The 19,304-nt window shown below is 36.7% G+C and carries 21 protein-coding genes; 13 read left to right on the top strand and 8 right to left on the bottom strand.

Going from position 1 to position 19,304, the window contains the following annotated elements:
* The first annotated feature begins 119 nt into the window (after window positions 1-119).
* Window positions 120-983 (top strand): protease HtpX, encoded by an 864-nt coding sequence (htpX, locus tag I6E72_RS14640; RefSeq protein ID WP_182736359.1) that lies wholly within the window; start codon window positions 120-122, stop codon window positions 981-983.
* A gap of 257 nt (window positions 984-1,240) precedes the next feature.
* Window positions 1,241-1,750: a hypothetical protein gene (locus I6E72_RS14635; protein ID WP_231620564.1), complete on the top strand. Its 510-nt coding sequence runs from the start codon at window positions 1,241-1,243 to the stop codon at window positions 1,748-1,750.
* 64 nt (window positions 1,751-1,814) lie between these two features.
* On the opposite strand, the gene gloA is transcribed toward I6E72_RS14635, so the two are convergent.
* A complete protein-coding gene (gloA, locus tag I6E72_RS14630) occupies window positions 1,815-2,342 on the bottom strand; it encodes a lactoylglutathione lyase (protein WP_197112868.1) in 528 nt (175 codons plus the stop codon).
* Window positions 2,343-2,597: 255 nt separating this feature from the next.
* Here gloA and I6E72_RS14625 point away from each other — a divergent pair, with 255 nt between their 5' ends.
* Window positions 2,598-3,140, top strand: a complete 543-nt coding sequence (locus tag I6E72_RS14625; RefSeq protein WP_197112867.1) for a hypothetical protein — start codon at window positions 2,598-2,600, stop codon at window positions 3,138-3,140.
* Window positions 3,141-3,145: 5 nt separating this feature from the next.
* Here the strand turns inward: I6E72_RS14625 and I6E72_RS14620 are convergent, their stop codons facing one another.
* Entirely contained in the window at window positions 3,146-4,735 is a 1,590-nt protein-coding gene (locus tag I6E72_RS14620) for an MASE1 domain-containing protein (protein ID WP_197112865.1), read from the bottom strand.
* Entirely contained in the window at window positions 4,722-5,351 is a 630-nt protein-coding gene (locus I6E72_RS14615; RefSeq protein ID WP_024599605.1) for a response regulator transcription factor, read from the bottom strand. Before I6E72_RS14615 ends, I6E72_RS14620 begins: the two co-directional genes overlap by 14 nt.
* 148 nt (window positions 5,352-5,499) lie before the next feature.
* Here I6E72_RS14615 and I6E72_RS14610 point away from each other — a divergent pair, with 148 nt between their 5' ends.
* Genes I6E72_RS14610 through I6E72_RS14600 form a run of 3 tightly spaced genes read left to right on the top strand, consistent with a single transcriptional unit; the run spans window position 5,500 to window position 6,897 of the window.
* A complete protein-coding gene (locus I6E72_RS14610) occupies window positions 5,500-5,952 on the top strand; it encodes a DUF302 domain-containing protein (RefSeq protein ID WP_197112863.1) in 453 nt (150 codons plus the stop codon).
* A 41-nt stretch (window positions 5,953-5,993) separates the two neighbouring features.
* Complete coding sequence (locus I6E72_RS14605; RefSeq protein ID WP_231620560.1) at window positions 5,994-6,350, top strand: hypothetical protein; 357 nt, start codon at window positions 5,994-5,996, stop codon at window positions 6,348-6,350.
* A gap of 34 nt (window positions 6,351-6,384) precedes the next feature.
* A complete protein-coding gene (locus I6E72_RS14600) occupies window positions 6,385-6,897 on the top strand; it encodes a DUF421 domain-containing protein (protein ID WP_197112859.1) in 513 nt (170 codons plus the stop codon).
* A gap of 98 nt (window positions 6,898-6,995) precedes the next feature.
* On the opposite strand, the gene I6E72_RS14595 is transcribed toward I6E72_RS14600, so the two are convergent.
* Entirely contained in the window at window positions 6,996-7,613 is a 618-nt protein-coding gene (locus I6E72_RS14595) for a trimeric intracellular cation channel family protein (protein ID WP_197112857.1), read from the bottom strand.
* A gap of 392 nt (window positions 7,614-8,005) precedes the next feature.
* Here I6E72_RS14595 and I6E72_RS14590 point away from each other — a divergent pair, with 392 nt between their 5' ends.
* The 7 genes from I6E72_RS14590 to I6E72_RS14560 all read left to right on the top strand — a co-directional run bounded on the left by I6E72_RS14590 (window position 8,006) and on the right by I6E72_RS14560 (window position 14,965).
* A complete protein-coding gene (locus I6E72_RS14590; protein WP_197112855.1) occupies window positions 8,006-8,608 on the top strand; it encodes a cold shock domain-containing protein in 603 nt (200 codons plus the stop codon).
* 286 nt (window positions 8,609-8,894) lie between these two features.
* A complete protein-coding gene (locus I6E72_RS14585; protein ID WP_197112854.1) occupies window positions 8,895-9,299 on the top strand; it encodes a hypothetical protein in 405 nt (134 codons plus the stop codon).
* 117 nt (window positions 9,300-9,416) lie between these two features.
* A complete protein-coding gene (locus I6E72_RS14580) occupies window positions 9,417-10,544 on the top strand; it encodes a PIN domain-containing protein (protein ID WP_197112851.1) in 1,128 nt (375 codons plus the stop codon).
* A 261-nt stretch (window positions 10,545-10,805) separates the two neighbouring features.
* Window positions 10,806-12,425, top strand: coding sequence for an AAA family ATPase (locus tag I6E72_RS14575; RefSeq protein WP_197112849.1), 1,620 nt, complete (start codon window positions 10,806-10,808; stop codon window positions 12,423-12,425).
* Complete coding sequence (locus I6E72_RS14570) at window positions 12,418-13,095, top strand: HNH endonuclease (protein WP_197112847.1); 678 nt, start codon at window positions 12,418-12,420, stop codon at window positions 13,093-13,095. Before I6E72_RS14575 ends, I6E72_RS14570 begins: the two co-directional genes overlap by 8 nt.
* A gap of 180 nt (window positions 13,096-13,275) precedes the next feature.
* Window positions 13,276-13,719 (top strand): hypothetical protein, encoded by a 444-nt coding sequence (locus tag I6E72_RS14565; protein ID WP_197112845.1) that lies wholly within the window; start codon window positions 13,276-13,278, stop codon window positions 13,717-13,719.
* A gap of 271 nt (window positions 13,720-13,990) precedes the next feature.
* Window positions 13,991-14,965, top strand: a complete 975-nt coding sequence (locus I6E72_RS14560) for a transposase (protein WP_197112843.1) — start codon at window positions 13,991-13,993, stop codon at window positions 14,963-14,965.
* A 457-nt stretch (window positions 14,966-15,422) separates the two neighbouring features.
* Here I6E72_RS14560 and I6E72_RS14555 read toward each other — a convergent pair whose 3' ends face one another.
* From I6E72_RS14555 to I6E72_RS14540, 4 genes are all read right to left on the bottom strand, one after another.
* Window positions 15,423-16,025 carry a hypothetical protein gene (locus tag I6E72_RS14555; RefSeq protein WP_024598370.1) on the bottom strand — a complete coding sequence of 201 codons (603 nt, stop codon included), beginning with the start codon at window positions 16,023-16,025 and terminating at the stop codon, window positions 15,423-15,425.
* A gap of 349 nt (window positions 16,026-16,374) precedes the next feature.
* Window positions 16,375-17,076: a metal-dependent hydrolase gene (locus I6E72_RS14550; RefSeq protein ID WP_197112841.1), complete on the bottom strand. Its 702-nt coding sequence runs from the start codon at window positions 17,074-17,076 to the stop codon at window positions 16,375-16,377.
* A 164-nt stretch (window positions 17,077-17,240) separates the two neighbouring features.
* On the bottom strand, window positions 17,241-18,869 hold the full coding sequence (locus I6E72_RS14545; protein WP_197112839.1) for a sensor domain-containing diguanylate cyclase: 1,629 nt from the start codon (window positions 18,867-18,869) through the stop codon (window positions 17,241-17,243).
* Window positions 18,856-19,302, bottom strand: a complete 447-nt coding sequence (locus tag I6E72_RS14540) for a hypothetical protein (protein WP_101216658.1) — start codon at window positions 19,300-19,302, stop codon at window positions 18,856-18,858. The genes I6E72_RS14545 and I6E72_RS14540 overlap by 14 nt, the downstream gene beginning before the upstream one ends.
* Window positions 19,303-19,304: the final 2 nt, after the last annotated feature.

The raw sequence follows: 19,304 nt of genomic DNA, 5'->3' as shown, positions 1-19,304 counted from the left end.
TGACATAGTTTGTCACAAAATAGCGCTAACGTTATGACATAGTGTGTCATAACGCAGTGATTGCTTTAACCTAATTTAATTTTATGTTCGGTGATCAAAACTATTTTTGTGAGGACAATATGAAACGTGTATTTTTGTTTTTATTAACTAACCTAGCGGTTATGTTGGTATTAGGTGTAGTGCTTTCAATAATAATGAGCGCGCTGGGCTTAAGCCATCGTAGCCTTGGCGGAATTTTACTTATAGCCACCGTATTTGGTTTTGGTGGATCGTTTATTTCGTTATTTATGTCGAAATGGATCGCTAAAAAATCAACAGGCGCGCATGTAATTACGCAGCCTCGAAACGAAACCGAACATTGGCTTGTACAAACGGTATCTGCGCAAGCACAAAAAGCAGGTATTAAAATGCCAGAAGTGGCTATTTACGACAGCCCAGAAATGAACGCATTTGCAACCGGCCCAAGTAAAAACAACTCGTTAGTGGCAGTAAGCACAGGCTTAATGCACAACATGACTAAAGATCAAGCCGAAGCCGTACTTGCCCACGAAGTATCGCACGTAGCTAACGGCGACATGGTAACGCTTACCCTAATACAAGGCGTGGTAAACACCTTTGTAATATTTGCTGCAAAAGTACTTGCAGGCATAGTAGATAACTTTATTAATAGCGATGAAGAAGAGGGCGGCAGTAGCTGGACATACTTCTTATTCGATATGTTATTCCAAGTATTATTTGGTGTGCTAGCAAGCATAGTCGTGGCAAGTTACAGCCGTAAACGTGAATTTGCAGCCGACAGCGGCGCGGCTAAATTGGTAGGTGCCGATAAAATGCGATCAGCCCTTGAGCGTTTAAAGCAAAATCATCCATCGCAATTAGAAGGTTCAATGATGGCCTTTGGTATTGCAAGTGGGAAAGGCGTTGCTGAGTTGTTTTCGTCGCACCCACCGCTTGATGCTCGAATCGACGCACTTCGTAAGTAATTATGTAAAATAGTTAATATACTAAGCCAGCTTAATTGCTGGCTTTTTTATGTTTACGTTAAAATACCAAAACACGCATGCACTGTGTTTATATACAGAGCCTTGTATTGCTTTATAAAATCGTTACTTTTTTAAGCTATATGTGTTTACGAAGTTATTATGTATAAGTAAACTAAAATAACTTAAAGTCAGCAATACTACTGGTTTTAATACTTAACATTTAATAATTAACAAGGATGCTTATTGTAGTGGAAAAGATGCAGCAAACTAAAGAATGCATTATGTGTTTTAGCGCCATAGATTCACGGGCTAAAAAATGCCCGCAATGCACCTCACTTCAAGCTAAATATTCTAACTTAGAAAACAATCCCATTATTATTGGTGCATTGGCCTTAATTATTGTTGGTATTTTTGGGTTTATTTTTTATCAAAATATATATGTAGCAGGGCTTGAAGAACAAGCACAAAAAAACCTAACTGCTAATGTAAACCAAATAAGCACTAAAAATGAAACCGATGGTTTGTATGTTGCCTGTATAGGGCAAATAAAAAATGAATCAGATTTTTCGTTTAAAAATATAAAGTTTAAGGTCGATTTTTTAACAGATCAAAACACTCTATTCGATACGCTATCAATAACCGACGAAGACCTAATTATACTACCTAATGATTCAACAAACTTTAGAGTAAGAGGTATTGCGCAAAAACAAGCGGCTAGTTATAACAATTGCCAAGTAACAATAACCGATGCTTGGGCCTATAAATAAAAATGAATTTTTACGATTAAAAAAACCAGCTAAAAAGCTGGTTTTTAATATAAATAAATCGTTATTACTGAGAAAGGATAATCTCGGTAATTCCCTCTGCAGAGAGTATTTCAATCCAGTAGCCGTCAGGATCTTTAATAAAGGCTAAGCCTTTCATTGAACCATCATCTGGTTTTTTTACAAACTCTACATCGTATTTTGCAAAGCGCTCACAGGCTGCGTAAACATCCGGCACGCTAATACCAATATGGCCAAAGCCTTTAGGTTCTTGATTACCGCTGTGGTATCCCTCAAAACTGTCGTCGTTTTCAGTGCCCCAATTATGGGTTAACTCAATTAACGCAGGGCGACGAAACACCCATTCAGCTTTTGCCTTATCATCGCCTTCTGGCAACTCTTGTTCGTAGCCTAAAAAGTAAAGCGTAAACTTCATACCAGGAAAGTCATACTTACCTAAAAGCTTCATACCCAATACATTTTCATAAAATTCTAAAGACGGCTTTGGATCTTTAATACGCAACATAGTTTGCTGCATCACATAGCCTTGCGTGGCTTGTTCAATTTGCTCTGGAGATTCGTTATAGCTAGACATGGTGATCCTTACTGAAAATAATAAAGCGAAAGCATAGATATAGTACTTAATTTATCATAATCAACCGTATGATAAATTTAAACCACTGCTTTACTTTTTAACCATTAATAGTGGAATTAACTGTCAAAACGGAGCTTTATAAATAGCACGTGTTATTTTCTAAGCCATTTTCCTAGGTTGATTAGGAATATGGATGATTTTTTACTTTCATAATTGCTAATAAACTATTGAAAACTGGGACGTTAAGATACAAATATGACTTTATTAGATGAAAGTACAAAAGAATTTGGCAGTATGAGCGTATTACTTCATAACACCAATACAGCAAGTTATTGTATTGAGTGGTTTAGTAAAATGACCGGAGCGTCGATTACCTTAGCAAGAGTGGAAGCTGGCAAGTATTTAGTTACCCGAAAGTGGGCAGCAGGGCGCGAACTAGATGATGTAACCAGTGACTTTAGCCGCGCTAACCAAGCCATTATTCATTTTTTGAATAATGTTGATATAGCTAAAATGAACGAGCAAAGAGTCGCCGCAGCTAAACTTTACTGCATAAATTTATTTGTAAAAGCAGAAGGTTTGAGGCCTGTTAATAACCCTAATTTACCAAAACCAAGGCTGCAAGACGCTATAGGTAAAAAGGTAATAGTAAAATCAACCTTAGGCAATTGCCAAATAGCTACCGGACTATTGCTACAGCTGGTGGGTAACCAAGTTGAAATTCAGGTAAACCCAGATAGCGCATTTGATGATCAACCAAGGCAAAAGTTTTACACTAAGCAAGTATCAATTTGTTAAAGTGTTTAACGGCCAATATTTATAGGCAGTTTTACCTTAATGGTAAAGCCGCCTTGATTAGTAACCTTAAAGCTACCACCCAGCGCAATAGCTCGCTCTTGTATAAAAGCTAAACCATAGTGGCCTGAGTTTTCTGTTGGTTTTACTTCGCTTCCGTTATCACTAATTTCTAATTTTATAAACTGACTATCCGTTTTAATATTTATAATAAGTTTGGTCGCGTTACTATGCTTAATACAATTGGTAACAGCTTCTTGGCAAATCCTGTAAACGGCAATTTCATGCTCTTTAGTGAGAGTATCATCTACGTTAAAATTAACCTCATAGCCTATACTTGCTTTTGTAAGTAAACTTTTTAATCGCCCTTGAGTCATCGCATTTTGTAGCCCTAACTCGTCTAATTCACGAGGGCGAAGGTAGTGCATTAATTGGTAAACAGAATCGTACATAGAGTTTGCATTGCTTTTTAACGTAGCCACAAACGATTGTGTTTTTTCATCACAAAGGTGCGATAAAATAGCCAAGTCGGTTTTTAAAGCCGTTAAGTTTTGCCCAAGTTCGTCGTGTAACTCTTGTGAAAGGTGCTTACGCTCGTTTTCTTGCACGCTCACCATTTTAGCCCCAAGAAGGGTATTTTGATTAAGCTGCTTAGTTAGTGCGCGGTTAATCTTTTTTAATTCAGCATTTTTACGTTTAAGCTCTGTAATTGCCGCGCCTAACACCATGCTGGTAATCGCATTAGCCAAAATAAACAACTGGCTAATATAGGTATTACTAGGCTCATGGGTCATGCTTGCTTCAACTATTATTAGTGCATTTATAAGTGTCGCACTACTTACTGCGCCAAGTACGCCAAAGCGATACGAAAACCAAATAATAGGTAATAACGATGCAAGGCGTAGTAATGGGTAGGTATCGGGCCGTATAAGGTATACAAGCATCGCAACAAGTAAAACAGTAGCTAACGTAACCGTTAAATTAGTTACTTTAAGTAATGCCGGGCGCTTTAACGAAAGGTTTAAAGAGTGAAGTAGCATAATAAACGGCGCAACTAATAACGAGCCTGTTATATCGCCAAGGCACATATTTAACTGATACTGTAATAGCTCTTTAGCAACCAATATGTTTGTAAATTCAAACGCACTAGAAAACAAAAACCACTTTATTGAGGTGCTCGCAACACACAATAAAATCAACGAAAGTATACCTAAACTATTATTAATACTTGGTGGCCAGCGGCTATGTTTAAACACATACACAAGGGCAAAAAAGCAAAGCTCCTGCCAAAAACCATGCAGTAAATTAAACTCCCAAACCCCGGTCATTGTATAACCTAAGTGAGCAGCCAAAGCACGAGACGATATCCACAACGTAATCCAATACCGAGTTGGCGAAAGCAAATAAAAAGCAATTTTTATCCCTGCAGGAATAAATATAGCGCTACTTTCAGGGACAGTTTCTAAATTAGCCCCAACCCAAAAAGCAGCAATACAGGCAATAAAATAAATTACGCCAACTACAAACTGCTTTGTAATTTCTTTAGCGGTTGCTGCAATAGAAAAATTAAAAGCAGGTAATGTACTAGGTAAGTTCATCTAGCTGAATTACTCCCGCATCAATCGCTATTTTTAGCAGTTCAAACGATGTTGTTACATTAAGCTTGCTGTAAATATTTGCTTTATGCACATGCGCTGTTTTAGGCATTATTTCTAATTTTTGTGCTATTTGCTTTGCATTAAAGCCCTTTGCTAACAGTGGTAAAGCTTCGAGCTCTCGGTTAGTTAAAATAGTTAACGCTGAGTTTGGCGTATTTAAAGCAAAATTCACATCTTCACTTATATAGCGTTTACCTAATGCAACCGATTTAACTGCATCAATTAACTCCTCCGACGCAGATCGTTTAGAGACGTAACCAAGTGCGCCTAATCGTAGCGCATTACTTACATAAGGTTCGTAATCGTGCATGGAGGCAACAATGGTTTTAATTTCAGGGAAATTTTCGTTAAGGTAGGTTAAAAATGTAAGGCCGGTTTCTGATTCATTAAGTGATATATCAACAATAAATATATCGGGTTGTTCAAGCTCAACAGCCAGTTTTGCTTGGCTAACATTGCAGGCTTCTATTATTACTTCCCAGTCTGCTTGTAGCTCTAGTAGTTTTTTAAAACTGTCGCGTACTAATTGATGATCTTCAATTATTCCAATGTGCATGTATTTCTCCCTTTAAATTTATTATACATTGAAACAGATAACCATCAGCCAAAAAATTTATTAAAGTTAATTACCTAGCAAAAAATGTACATTGTAAAAATTAAAGGAGCAATAACGCTCAGTATTTTTATATTTAAACGGAGACACTATGAAAACACTAAATATTATTTTTGGACTCGCATTACTCTTTGCTATTACAAATGCTAACGCAGTAGAGGGACTAATTTCAGTAAAAAGCCCATTAAGCGCTAAAGCTACTATGGATAAGTTTGAGAATTTGGCAAAACAGAAAGGGCTAAATATATTTGCACGAATAGATCACGCAGCTGGTGCTAAAAAAGTAGAACAACAACTACGCCCAACAGAGGTTCTTATATTTGGTAACCCCAAAGGCGGCACACCTCTTATGCAGTGCGCACAAACAATAGGTATTGATTTACCGATAAAAGCACTGGTATGGGAAGACGCACAATCGCAAGTGTGGTTAAGCTATAACGATCCTACATATATAGCTGAGCGCCATAACGCAGTAAATTGCCCTGCGGCTAAAAAAATAGGTAAAGTATTAGCAGCACTGACAGATAAAACCATTGGGCCATAAAACTAACTTTAAACAATGCATTAGCTAAATTAAGGATGATTTTGAAACAATCTTCAATCGTATTTTTAGCCATAGTAAGCCTGTTTTTACAGGCTTTTTTGCTAATCTCGCTAATTAGTTTTTTTACAGGTATTTATAATGCTTATGCAGCATTTGCTGGTGGCGACCCTAAATTAATAGCAGGGCATATTTCATCAGGTATTGTAATTTCGTTAATACAAATTGCACCAGCAATAGTTGGCTATTTTATAAATTACATATTGCTTAAAAATAAACGTGTTAATGACTTTGCATTGCTTAAATCTGCTTTAAAGTTTTATGCATATCTATGGCTTTTATTTATCCCCATTGGTACGATTTTAGGTGCAAAGCTATTAACTCAATTAAAGAAGGGTTAAATTTAATAGCGGCTTTAAAAATAAAGGAGTAAGCATGTTTTTTGATGATGTTCAGGGGTTAGTGCGCGTACTTATTATTGGTGTACTGGGTTATGTAGCGCTGGTGTTTTGGTTACGTGTATCGGGCAAGCGAACACTATCTAAATGGAATGTGTTCGACTTTGTAGTTACCATTGCGCTGGGCTCTATATTAGCATCCGTTATTATTTCAAAAAGTGTCGCGCTGCTTGAGGGTATATTGGCCTTTGTTGTTTTAATAGGGCTGCAATATTTAATTACCTGGCTTAGTGTGCGCTCGTCAAAATTTGCAGCTTTAGTAAAAGCTGAGCCCACGTTGTTACTGAGTGATGGTGAATATTGCACGGCAGCCCTTAAATCACAACGCGTAACAAAATCAGAAATTCGCGCTGCTATTCGTGGTGCGGGTATATTAGCCATAGAAGATGTAGCCGCAGTAGTGCTAGAAACCGACGGCAGTTTTAGCGTAATGCCGCACAATAACAGCGACTCTAAAACCGCGTTAAGTGATGTAGTGAGTATTAAATAGTGATAGAGAGCATTAAAGAGTAATAAAAGGGGAGACAGGCTTTATTGCCTGATTGCCTAGCAGATTCAAGCCTGTCTCATATAATTTATTTAAGTTACTTACTTAGCGGGTTCTAATAAACTAAAGGTCGGTAAGCGCCACTTAAAGCGTATTGATGCCATACGTATTAAGTAGCCTGCAACCAAGCTCACAATAATGCTTATGTTGTCGTCAATATTGTAATGGTGCAATGCTAGGTATAAGCACGCTACAAGTAACGATACGCTTGCATACAGCTCATTGTGTAATACTAACGGTGCTTGGCGACAAATCAAATCGCGGAGTAACCCACCAAATACGCCAGTAACAACGGCGGCCACTACACAAATACCGTAATGTAATCCCATATTTAGACCCACTTGGCAGCCAATAATACTAAAGGCAGCTAAACCAAGGGCATCCAAGCGCATAAATATACCTTTAAATTTAACTACCCATTTGGCAAGCCACGTAGTGACAATACCGGCAATACAGGTAATTAATAAATATTCTGGGTGTTGTACCCATGTAAGCGGGTAATTGCCTAGTAATATATCTCGCACGCTACCACCGCCAATTGCGGTGGCGCTGGCTACCAGCACTACGCCAAACCAATCCATTTTCATTCGTCCTGCGCTAAGTGCGCCTGTCATGGCTTCTGCTGTAATACCAATAATATAAACAATCGTTAATAGCATGAGATAATCACTTGAAATTTGTGCGTAAAAATAAGGTGTGGATTGTATAGATAAATTAAGTAAATAACGAATGAAAAATCGTACTAAAAACGGCTGATTCAGATAGAAATAACTAATGACAAAACCTTGTGTAAACAAGCTGTTAAGCTAGTGGGTGAGTGCGCAATGGTTGATGTGAATTAAAGGACATTTGGCCGCAAATTATAAATAAAATAAGTTGAGTTTTAGTTGTTTTTAGCACGTTTATTTTGAGTTTATTTTATTAGGTAAAGCATAAAAATTAACGCAATATGAATATTTGGTTGCATGGTTTTAATTTAGGAACGTATAATAACAAGTGTTAACTAAATGGAATTTGCGTAAAACGCAGCTTAAGCAAAATAGGCGGATACATGCACAAAGGATTGTTAAAGACGTGGAAAACCGACAAAGGTTTTGGTTTTATTAAATCAGACACCCTAGAACACGACACGTTTATACACATATCAGCGCTCAAACACATGAGCCGCAAGCCAAAAGTAGGCGACACCATTTACTTTGAAGTGGCAACACAGCCCGACGGCAAAACCAAAGCAGTTAACTGTCGTATAGAAGGCGTTGCAGAGCTTAAAGCACCTTACCAAAAACACAATAACCAGCCGTACCGTATCGCAAAGTCTAATTTTGCCAGTAGCTTTTTAGGTAAAGTTGCCTCAATAGCGCTTATTGCAGCACTTTGTTTTTATGCGATTAATAAATACAACACTCACTCAAGCAGCCAAACACCCATTATCACCAATGATTTAGCCACTAATGACGATTTAGCCACCTTTGATGAAAAATATCCAAAAGTCGTTATTCCTAAAAAAACGCAAAATTTTACGTGTGATGGCAGGCAATATTGTACTGAAATGCGCTCACGCGAAGAAGCTGTATTTTTTATTAATAACTGCCCGAATACAAAAATGGATGGCGACGGTGATAGTGACCCTTGTGAGAGAGATACACGGTTTTAAAATGAGTGGTAATTTGATAAATCGTTTAGTTAAAGGTTTGGTTAAATAAAAATAAATTTAATTAATGGCTGTGTATAAATACAGTTGTTTACAATTTATTCAATAACATTATTAAAAGTCGTTTTGGGTAAATAACATAAGTCATTGAATAGAAATTGTAATTAGTTTCTATAAATGAGTTGTTTGGTGTGATTATTGAACAACGTTATATACGCCGTTTTGGGGGCTATAATCCACCAATTTGGTGTTGAAGAAGTTGTTATGTTTTTTAGGAGTATGTATTCAAATGGCAAAACGGACTAAATTTCAAATTAAAGCTAATGCAAGAAAAAGAGCTATATCACACTTTAATGGATTAACAAGCGGTATGACGGCTATTCTATCTGCCTATTTATTAGCTATTTCAGTAAAGTTTATTTCATTAAGTGGCCCAGCTGTTTACGCTTCATATTTGGCTACATTTTCAATTGTTCTTTTAGTTATATATAAATTTTTATCATTTTTTGAATCTGAAGGTCGGTTAAAAGATAAGAACCCTTTGGCTATTGTTGCTTCATTAGGGCTAACCAGCGGATTATTAGCATATTTTTTTATCTTAGGCAGTATTAATCTTTATTTAGCTGGCTTAGCAATTGTTACTTTTTGTTTTGGGCTATTATCATTTTGTTGGTCTTTTAAAGTAGAAACATAACAAAGTAATCAAAAATCACCCACAAAAAATCGTGGGCTGGACTCGCTCCGCTCGCCTTTTATTTTGGCGTTATGCCTACTTAAATTGGGTACGTAAATTGAACCGAGAATTATAAAAATGGACTATGGCGCAATAACTGTAGATACATCAATATTTGATGAGAAAGGACTCAAACTCGAGTCTGGAATATTGAAAACGTTAGAGCAATTTAACGGTAAACCTTCTCATTTAGTATTATCCGAAATCGTCGTAAGAGAAGTTCACGTTCATCTCAAGAAAAAAGCTAAAGATGCTCGTGCGTCAGTTTTAAAAGCTGTTCGAGAGAGTAAATCACACCTTTCCGTTTCTGATGAGCATGCTAGACTCGCATCTAGAGCTCTAGTTCCTGAATTGGATGATAGCGATGTTGCAAAGCAAAGGTTAGAAGTGTTTATTGATAATATAGGTGCAGAAATTATCCCTGCAACTGGACGTGTTGAACTTGATGAAATTATAAAAAAATATTTTCAAGCTGAACCTCCTTTCGAAGAAACAGGAAAAAAGAAAAACGAATTTCCTGATGCTATTGCACTAATGTCAATAGAGTCTTGGGCAAAAGAGCACAGGACTAAAATTCTTGCTGTTGCAAAAGATGGTGATTGGAAACGTTTTGCTGATGAATCTGAATATATCGATGTAGTCGAAGATCTTGCAGAGGCAATATCTAAGTTTCAACCTCATTCAACAGCAATTGATTATTGTGTCAACATCGCAAAATTAATACCTAACTCTGAACCAGAAGATCTACATTCTTTAATAGAACAGTATTTGACAGAACAAGTTGCTGAAATTGATTTATATCCTGAGGCTACATCGCAATTTTTCTACGAACCAGATTATGTGGAAGTAATACTCGATAGTTTTGAATTCGTTTGCGATGAAGATGGCAATGCATTATTACAACCCATTCAAGGGCAAAACAATACCCTTATAGTTGAAGCTAAAATTAATATAGTAGCAGAGGCTTCAACATTATTTTCCCTGTCAGTACATGACTCAATAGACAGAGATTATGTATCTATCGGCAGCTCGTCAGCAAGTACAGAAATGGAATTTGAAGCTGAAGTTCTATTAACCTTTGAAGGCGATTTTGACGAAGGTATAGAGTATGTGGAGTTGATTGATTTCGAACTTTTATCTTCCCCAAGCAATATAGACTTTGGTGAAATTGAACCTGACTGGTGGGGTGATGAACCGCAGGCATAGGAGGAAACGGATGGGGTCAGCTCTTTCTTTTTGCCTTTTTGTATTTAGTAAAAAATTAACAAGACACCCATTTTAAATTTTAAATTAAGATGGGTGTATGTCTAAATGAATTGAATGGGCGTCATCCTAATTCTCGTCTTTGGTGTAATTATCGAACAACGTAAAATATGCCTTTTTGGGGTGTTGTAACACGCTAAAGTGGGGTTCGATAGACGTTACACGTATCTAAACACGCAACTCTGTCACTGATTGAGGTTATGAATGATTATTAATGAAGTAAGATTTGAAGATAAAGTTATTGAACTCTGCCCAAGGGATTTTGACAGAAACCACAATGTAAACACAATTGTAGTTGGTCGTAATGGGTCTGGTAAAAGTAAGCTTTTTCAGAAAATATGCCAAATATTTATAACCTCTTTAGTAAATGAAAATTTCCAACACTTTAGGGTTCAAGATTTATTTGATTATTATGAAAGTCGAGAAAATTCCTCACTAGATGAAACTGGGTATTTAGGCTACACGAATGACAAAACTACCTATAAAATTCTGATTGAGAAGCCTGTTTATATTCCACAAAATATTGACCTTAGTAATATTCCAAATCATCTACACGCATTAGTACTAGAAGATTTTCAAAATCAATATTTTGGTAATCGAGAGCTTATGATTAGTCATAAGTCAGATGATATTTCTTCCGAAAAGGCTATAGTTTTTCCTAAAATTATTGCAGTTTCATCTAGCCCATTTGACAAATTTCCTATGCTAGATGAAAGAAGGTTGCATGGAGAACAGAACACTTTAAAAGATCACTACTTTTATAGAGGTGCAAGAACAAAAGATCGGTCTAGTAAAAGTTATATGAGGTCGAAATTCGATCAGCTAGGTACTTCATTTATTAATTTCTTTTTAAAAACAGAACACAGAACAAATGAAATTTTACCACTATTCGCTTATTTAGGCTTTGAGAGGAAATTTACAGTCTTTTTAAAATTTGCTGACCACTTTTTAATTTCTGACGTTATAAAAGAAGAGGGTAGAGATCCACTTGAAACAGTAAGAAGTGTAAGGTTTTTCAAAGGGAAAGAGCATGACGACAATTTAACTGATAAAGATAAAGAAAGAATTATTAGTAGTGCAAAAAAAATACATGAAGGTCTGTTGTCAAATTCTCAAACTCATAGTTTTCACCGAACAGATGAGGAGTTTACTTTAAGTCTAGAAATAGGTGGTTCTAATAACGACAAGCCTAGATTTCTTAAAGAATTCTCAGTGTTAGCTGAATATGATTTAGTTGATTTAGCAAATATTGAATTCACTAAAAATGACAACAATAGAAAAGTGCTCCTTAAAGAAGCTAGCTCAGGAGAACTTTGTATTTTATTTAACATACTAGCTATTGCAGGTGCTATATCGGACGATTCAGTCATTTTGCTAGACGAACCAGAACTAAGCCTGCACCCTGAATGGCAAAAAGACTTTATGCCATTATTAGCAGAGGTGTTCTCAAAGTACAAAAGGTGCCATTTCATACTGGCAACTCACTCGCCACATATCGTGTCTTCTGTTAATAAGACCAATTCATATATTGTAAATTTAGAGGACAATCCAGCTAATGTGATTTCGGGTAAGGGAATTGCTTTACAATCATCTGATTATCAACTCGCTTTTACATTTAAATCACCAGGGTATAAAAATGAACACCTGATTAGTCAGATTGTCGATGTTCTAAATAAATTGAGCGAGGGCAAGAAACTAGACGAAGAGTTCATTAAAGAAATAAATAGTCTTATAGAATTTGATGGGCTAGTACCAGATAATGATCCCGTAAAAAATCTCTTATCTACACTAAAAAAAGCTTTGACGGTGTTGAAACATGGATGAAGTGATATTCAAAGGTAAGGACAAGGAACTAACTTCCGAATTCAAAACGTTAAAAGATAAAAAATCAGTTAGTTGGAGTGATGAAATATACTCTAATGTGAGAAAGACGATTAAAGACCACTACTTAAAGGAACAATGCTTTACATGCTGTTTCTGCAAACAAAAAATTATTGTCAAAAGTAATAGGGCATGGGATGCAGAGCATATAATTTCAAAGTCTACACACCCAGCATTTATGTTCGAACCCAAAAACCTTTGTATTAGTTGCCCTGATTGCAATAATGAAAAGAGAGATAAAGGTGTTTTAGATAGAGAAAATAGAGTCAAGTTTCCAGTAAATTCGAAAGCTTACAAAGTTGCACACCCACACTTTGATAAATATGAAGATCATATAAAGGTTTTAGTGGCAGGTAAATTATATGAATGGAAAACTAAAAAAGGGCGTTTTACTTATCGTATTTATGGGTTAGATCGTTTTATGGAAGACTCTGGTAGAAATTCAAATGTTGAGTCTGGCTCAAAAGTGGAAAAGTTAATGAAATCTGCTTTGGTTTCTTCCGATGATTATGAAAGAGCCGAAATTGAGTTATTAGAAGAATTACTTTTACTATACTCACCAATAATCGGAGATGGAATTGCGATAAATGCTATTAAAAAGTTACGCAAGTAATACGTGTGGTAAGGTGTTTAAACGTAACTAAAACTTTTAGCTACGAATTTTAACTCATAATTCTAGTCCGCTTATAGCAAAAGAAATAAATGGGGTCACCCATTAGAACAATTAATAAGACACCCATCTTAAATTTCAGCTTAGTCAGCAGTGCAGAGCAAGTTTTCGGAGTATTAAAAAATGGACTTTGTTATATGCTTAATTTTATTTTTATTGTTCTATATTTTAGTCAATTATATCCAAAGCATTATTGGGTATTACCCTAAACTAGCTAGAGAATATAAAACGGATTTAATTATTTCTGATTCCTCACTTTTAAAATCAAGCAGTATGTACTTGACGAATGTGGCAGATATTTCTCGTGAGAAAAACAGTGAATATCGGACTTGGCTAAATATCAAATCATTTCAGCAAGGTATATTTATAAGCCAAAAACGGATGTTGATTCTACTATTTCCCAGGAGTTTTTTAATACCATGGGAGCAAATTAGTTTAATAAAAGAAAAAACTAATTTTCTTAAAAATAAATATCTTTATAAAGTCGAATGTAAAAAAGAACCTGTTTATATCATTACGAAATTCGATTTATTAAAAAGCGTAAGTAACAAGAATTTACGAGAATAAATGAAGTCAAATCTTGACTTCACACACCAAAGCTTAACTGAGTTAAATCGCTTTGATATAAGCCATTATCCTCTTTAAAAGCGAAGCGCCTCATAGCCTCTTTGTGAATTAACTTTAGATTACTAAGAGGGAACAAACTAGGGATGCGCTAAGCGTATACATTAAACGCAAAATATCGGAAATGATTAACAATGACACCCATCCTAAATTTTGCTCTTTTGAAAATTTAGGACTACGTTTTAGTTAGTGCAAAAAACGAGCAGGGTGTCTTGTGGCAATTGCAAGAAAGCGTCAAATAAGTTTGGTTGATACAAAATACTACCACTGTATTTCGCGTTGCGTGCGTCGTGCATTTTTATGTGGCGAAGACCGCTTTACAGGCAAATCTTACGAGCACCGCAGAGGCTGGGTTGAAGATAAACTGCTTGAATTAGCAAAGGTATTTTGTATTGATGTGTGTGCTTATGCTGTTATGAGTAATCACACTCACTTAGTCCTGTATGTAGATGATAATCGAGCAAACAGGCTGAATGATAAAGCGATTGTTATCCGCTGGCATAAACTGTGTAAAGGAACATTGTTGACGCAGAAATATGTACGAGGTGAAAAGTTAAGTAAAGTTGAGCTCATATTTTTCAATCAAACGGTTAAACAATACCGCGAACGCCTAGCAAGTATCAGCTGGTTTATGCGGTTGTTAAATGAAGACATTGCGCGCAGAGCAAATAAAGAAGATAACTGCACAGGGAGGTTCTGGGAAGGGCGCTTTACGTCTCAAGCATTATTAGATGAAGCAGCACTTGCAGCTTGTATGGCCTATGTTGATTTAAATCCCATTAGAGCTAAAATAGCTAACACCCCAGAAGAGTCAGACCATACCAGTGTACAGAATCGCTTAACATGCGCGGCAGAAGGTAAGCAACCTAAGCAGTTACTACGTTTTGCAGGCATGCCACGTCAGATTATGCCTAAAGGACTGCCGTTTGAGCTTAAATCGTACCTTGAACTCGTTGAGCTAACAGGGCGAATAATACGAGAGGATAAACGCGGGCATATTGATAATATGACCCTTCCTTTACTCGAAAGACTAAACATATCCCCAGAAAACTGGTTAAAACTCACTACGCAATTTACACGCGTATTCCATGGTGCGGTAGGAAGACCCAATTCACAAGCAAGTTACTGTGAAAATTTAAAGCGTAAACGGCGATCAAATATTAGTAATTGCGAAAAGTTACTCGCATAAAACTTAAGCTACTCAGTAAAGCTATTCAGTAATAAATCATAACTGCATTATGCAGTTATTTTCATGTGTGTAATTTAGGTTTAATAGGGCTAATGACTTATTTAACGGATGAAATAAAAGTAACCCAGCAATAAAAGATAAATTCTTAATCTGAAGAGCGAATTTTTTGGCAGCCAGATTCAAGGGCATAGTTCTGCTTGTTCAATTAAGGTGGCTGTCTGGTTTGGTATGGTTTTTTAAGCTATTTATAGCCTCTAAAAGCGCAGCGCCTCATATCCTCTTTGTGAATTAGCCTTTAGATTATGAAGAGGGCATTAACTTGGGATGCGATAGTCGAACGTTTTAAGTTGAAAGTGGGCGTCACTTTAAACGTAAAACATCGGCGAATTAGATCTCTAATACACGCCGATGTTTATAACTTATTTAAATAAGCACATTACTTGTAAGGTATTTGGCCTTAGTCTGCTTTACGGTAAAGGCTTATTAAGCATATCGCTAAAAGTAACGTTGCAATCATACCCGAAGCGCCAGCAACAGCTGATGGAAGAAATCCATCACGGCCAAAGGTTATTAAAATACCATTGGCTAACATTGCAACTCCGCCTGCTAGGGCTGTAAGTCCGCCAATTGCTTTGCCGCCTTTAGCGATAAAAGACAGGCCAAAAACAAGTGCTGCTAATCCCAATAATAATTTAGCTGCGTAGTAAATCATGAATGACAAAGAAACCACGCCACCAATTAAAGGTTGTGCGCCTTCTACTGTGCCCGCAACTTTTCCAAATGTAGAAAACAACGTAAGGCCAATACTCACCTGTACTATGTTAAGTACTGCGCTAAACGCGATTGCCGACCAGCCTAGTTGAGCGTTTTTTGCTTGCACCATAGATGTGCCTGCAAAGGCAACAAGTAAAGTAAATACCAGTGCTTCTAGCCCCCAAGCCACCTGCCTTGAAAAACTAATTTCTGCACTGTAAAGGACAGAATAAATACCCTGTGATATTGCCAATACCAATAATAAAGATGCTGTAATTAGCATGGTGCGTTTATTCGTAAATTCCATTATTTACCTCTTATAATTTTATATTTAATGCTTTAAAAAGATTCGACAGGTTTGAATACGTCAAACAGGGAGCTTTTTAGCTAATTAGCGTTCCTACTTGCCGATATAAGACAGGTAAAGCGAGTTAATTATTTCAGTTAAACCTATAAAAATAATAATTAATTACAAATAGGCTCAAACTTTGGTTTTATTCAAAACTTAAATTGTAAAACTGTTTTGATTCAAGCCATTTATGCCCTCTAAAAGCGCAGCGACTAATTCCCTCTCAGTAAATCAACGTTTAACTATCTTAATTATCAAAAGGGTATTAATTTTGAGTATGTGGTTAAACGGCTTAATACTTACTGCGTTAAGATAAAAACGTAAAATGAGACCAGTCACTTAACGCTGTAATAGTTTGCTTTGTAGGGGGCGCAACATAGATTAAACCTGCAATGGCAATAACTGATGCTAGCGTAATTAGCTTATTATCGAAGTCGGCTATTTTTAAAGCTGTGCCGAAAGAGCGTTTAATGGTGACATTGCTTAAATCTACACTGTAAATTTCATCCAGCAATAAATGAATTAACCCGCCTAGTAAAATAAACCCGCACGTTAACCAGGCGAAAACGGCTGCTTGTGTGGTTGATTGGTCATTTAGTTTCCATACTACTTGGGTCGTTAATAGTGCGCATAACACTATAAATAGTAAAGAGTGGCAACTGCCTCTATGTACTGTGATCCATTCAAAAATTGGCCTAATAATATATTTCATACATCCGTAAACCAATAACGGCACTACAATTAACTCAATAAAGCTAATTGTAATAATGAGCTCGGTGGTTATGTAATGCAGTACCAGTAATACAGCGCTGAGTGCGAATAAGTTAAAAATAGTATCGAGTGATGTTGAGTTATCTGAATCTATGTCGGGTAATAAGCCGCCGATTGAGCCTAAAAACCATAACCAGAGTGCGCCCTTTAATTCAATATGTCCTGCAGATAATAAGGTGGCTGAGGCTAAGCCTGTGATGATTACGGCAGTATTAAGATGAGTATTGAAGTTTGCCATTGTATCTCTTGATGGGAAAAAGTAGGGCATTCTAACAATTGAAAAGTTTATTGTTCAATATTCTTTAAAGATTAAACTGTAAATAACCTGGGCTCTGGTTAATAAGTCACTCTTTGGCAGCTATTTTTGGTGCTAACTGTGTTTAAAGTGCTCAATTAACCCTCTTACTTTTTAAACTCGTCATAAAATGCAATTTGCCCTCGGCCAGTTTCTTTTACGTGGTAGAGCATTTTGTCACCATTGATCATTAATTCGAGTAGCTCTTCACCATCATTAGGGCCTACTGCAATACCAATGCTTGCACCCACGGCGCATGTTTTATTTTGTGAAATATAAATGTCTTGTTGTAGCTCATTTAGCAAAGCGATTGATTGCTCACGCGTGGCTGCTTTGTTGTAGGTATTAACCTGCCTTGCAACTATAAACTCGTCACCGCCTAGGCGGATGCATATGTCGGTTTCTTGGTTAAAGTGCTTTTTAAATCGGTATGCTATTTCAATAAGTACTTTATCACCGGCTTCGTGGCCGTAGGTGTCGTTAATGGGTTTAAACTTATCTAAATCAATCATCATTAGTACTAGGTGCTGATTGTGTTTAATGCACTCGCGCAGCGCTTTTTTAAGGCGTTTTTCACCGGCTCGGCGATTAAGTAGGTCGGTAAGTGGGTCGTGATCGGCTTCAAAGCGGGTTTGAAATTCGCGTTCGGCGCGCTCAGTTACATCATGTAAAATTACTTCAACTAAGTGTTCTTGTTGAACGCTTCGCTTTGTTTCACGTTGCTCTGTTAATCTAACAAATAAGCAGTGCAACCAAATGGTTTTATGGCCCACTTTGCACTCTATATCTAAGGTTGCTTGTGGTGGGTTTTTATCACAACGTATATCTGCAAGCAGGTTTTGTAATTCATCAACGTTATTTAATAGAGCAGGAAAGTGCAAGGTTGATAATTCTTCTTCGCCGGGTACGGTAAAGTAATGTTTAAACGCGGGATTAAAGGTGGTGATAATATTTTTGTCATCTAATAAACAAATACCGGCGCTGGCTTGTTCAAAAATAAGTCTAAATTTAGCTTCTAGTTCTTGAGTTTTTTTACGAAGGGATTGCTCATTACTAATGGTTAACTTTAACTCATGCATTAAGGCATTTATACCTTGCGTTAGCCTGCTTATTTCGTCTCGCTTACCTTGCTTAAACTCTAGCATTGTCATGGTTTCGGGATTGGTAGGATCAATTGTCGCAAAGCTGTCTGTTAAGTTTTGAATGGGCTGAGTGAGCCATTTGCGTACTACTAGTGACACAAAAAAAGCGATGACGATTGATTGAATAAGCATTAAAAGAAATTCTTTTATAAGTGATGACTGTGCTTGCTGTTCAATAAATTTATCGTCGGGGTATATGGCGAGTACACCTATAAAGGAGCCTTCTATAAAGGGGTGAATTAATTTAATTAAAACAGCTTCATTTTTTTTGTTAGTAGAGCCACTTGCAATAAATAAATCCATTTCTCCTTTTGGGTTTACTTCTCCTTCTAAGCTTGCACCTTGCACTAAGTCGTTACTTAGCAAGCCATTAATAATTTCTTGGCTTAATTCACGATCGTTTAGGTAGGCTGCTATGGCGGCTGTTTTTCCCATTGTTTGTGCTAACTGCTGCACGAGTAGGTAATTGGTGTTTTTCTTTTCTTTAAGACTCGAGTAATAAGAAAGTGTTGACGATACTAACGTGACTACAATGGCGACAATTGCGATTGATAGAGCAACGCGTACGTAGAGTGCTTGGCTAATTTTTATCAAATGTGTATACCACTTTTACTGCGTCTGTAACCTGCGATTGAGGAATATAGCCAATTGCAAATTGTGATGCCGCTATTTTGTTTAACGCGTCTTCAACGGATGTTGACGGTGATGGGGGCTTTGCGCGCCCTGAAAATAATAACCTTGCCCAATAAGCATTAATTTTTTGCTCATTTTTATTGACCAGTTGCAGGTAAAAATCATTTTTTAATGTTGATTGCGCCGGTAAATCAAGTGGCTTAGAGGTTTCACCATCAGGAAACGTTAAATAACGGCCCATGTAAATATCAATAACTTCGCGCTTAGACAAGGCGTTAATTGTATTGCTTTTATTTACCACTACTACAAATTCTGTAGATTTTGCATTAACACTAACAAGGAGCAGGCATAGCGGCAGCAACACATAAAGGAGTGAGTTACGATAGCTCATCATTG

Origin of the sequence: Pseudoalteromonas sp. NSLLW24, from assembly GCF_015864725.1 — a bacterium.
Lineage (GTDB): Bacteria > Pseudomonadota > Gammaproteobacteria > Enterobacterales > Alteromonadaceae > Pseudoalteromonas > Pseudoalteromonas arctica.
The sequence above is the reverse complement of the archived record's forward strand: the minus strand, read 5'-3'. Positions and strand labels throughout refer to the sequence as shown.

Bases quoted from the DNA above. Each gene is read 5' to 3' on its own strand.
- I6E72_RS14615 (WP_024599605.1), bottom strand. From the start codon at position 5,351: ATGCACATTGGAATAATTGAAGATCATCAATTAGTACGCGACAGTTTT.
- I6E72_RS14590 (WP_197112855.1), top strand. From the start codon at position 8,006: ATGCACAAAGGATTGTTAAAGACGTGGAAAACCGACAAAGGTTTTGGT.
- I6E72_RS14620 (WP_197112865.1), bottom strand. From the start codon at position 4,735: ATGAACTTACCTAGTACATTACCTGCTTTTAATTTTTCTATTGCAGCA.
- I6E72_RS14540 (WP_101216658.1), bottom strand. From the start codon at position 19,302: ATGATGAGCTATCGTAACTCACTCCTTTATGTGTTGCTGCCGCTATGC.
- I6E72_RS14600 (WP_197112859.1), top strand. From the start codon at position 6,385: ATGTTTTTTGATGATGTTCAGGGGTTAGTGCGCGTACTTATTATTGGT.
- I6E72_RS14550 (WP_197112841.1), bottom strand. From the start codon at position 17,076: ATGGCAAACTTCAATACTCATCTTAATACTGCCGTAATCATCACAGGC.
- I6E72_RS14585 (WP_197112854.1), top strand. From the start codon at position 8,895: ATGGCAAAACGGACTAAATTTCAAATTAAAGCTAATGCAAGAAAAAGA.
- I6E72_RS14610 (WP_197112863.1), top strand. From the start codon at position 5,500: ATGAAAACACTAAATATTATTTTTGGACTCGCATTACTCTTTGCTATT.
- I6E72_RS14570 (WP_197112847.1), top strand. From the start codon at position 12,418: ATGGATGAAGTGATATTCAAAGGTAAGGACAAGGAACTAACTTCCGAA.
- I6E72_RS14595 (WP_197112857.1), bottom strand. From the start codon at position 7,613: ATGCTATTAACGATTGTTTATATTATTGGTATTACAGCAGAAGCCATG.
- I6E72_RS14625 (WP_197112867.1), top strand. From the start codon at position 2,598: ATGACTTTATTAGATGAAAGTACAAAAGAATTTGGCAGTATGAGCGTA.
- I6E72_RS14575 (WP_197112849.1), top strand. From the start codon at position 10,806: ATGATTATTAATGAAGTAAGATTTGAAGATAAAGTTATTGAACTCTGC.
- gloA (WP_197112868.1), bottom strand. From the start codon at position 2,342: ATGTCTAGCTATAACGAATCTCCAGAGCAAATTGAACAAGCCACGCAA.
- I6E72_RS14580 (WP_197112851.1), top strand. From the start codon at position 9,417: ATGGACTATGGCGCAATAACTGTAGATACATCAATATTTGATGAGAAA.
- I6E72_RS14555 (WP_024598370.1), bottom strand. From the start codon at position 16,025: ATGGAATTTACGAATAAACGCACCATGCTAATTACAGCATCTTTATTA.
- htpX (WP_182736359.1), top strand. From the start codon at position 120: ATGAAACGTGTATTTTTGTTTTTATTAACTAACCTAGCGGTTATGTTG.
- I6E72_RS14635 (WP_231620564.1), top strand. From the start codon at position 1,241: ATGCAGCAAACTAAAGAATGCATTATGTGTTTTAGCGCCATAGATTCA.
- I6E72_RS14565 (WP_197112845.1), top strand. From the start codon at position 13,276: ATGGACTTTGTTATATGCTTAATTTTATTTTTATTGTTCTATATTTTA.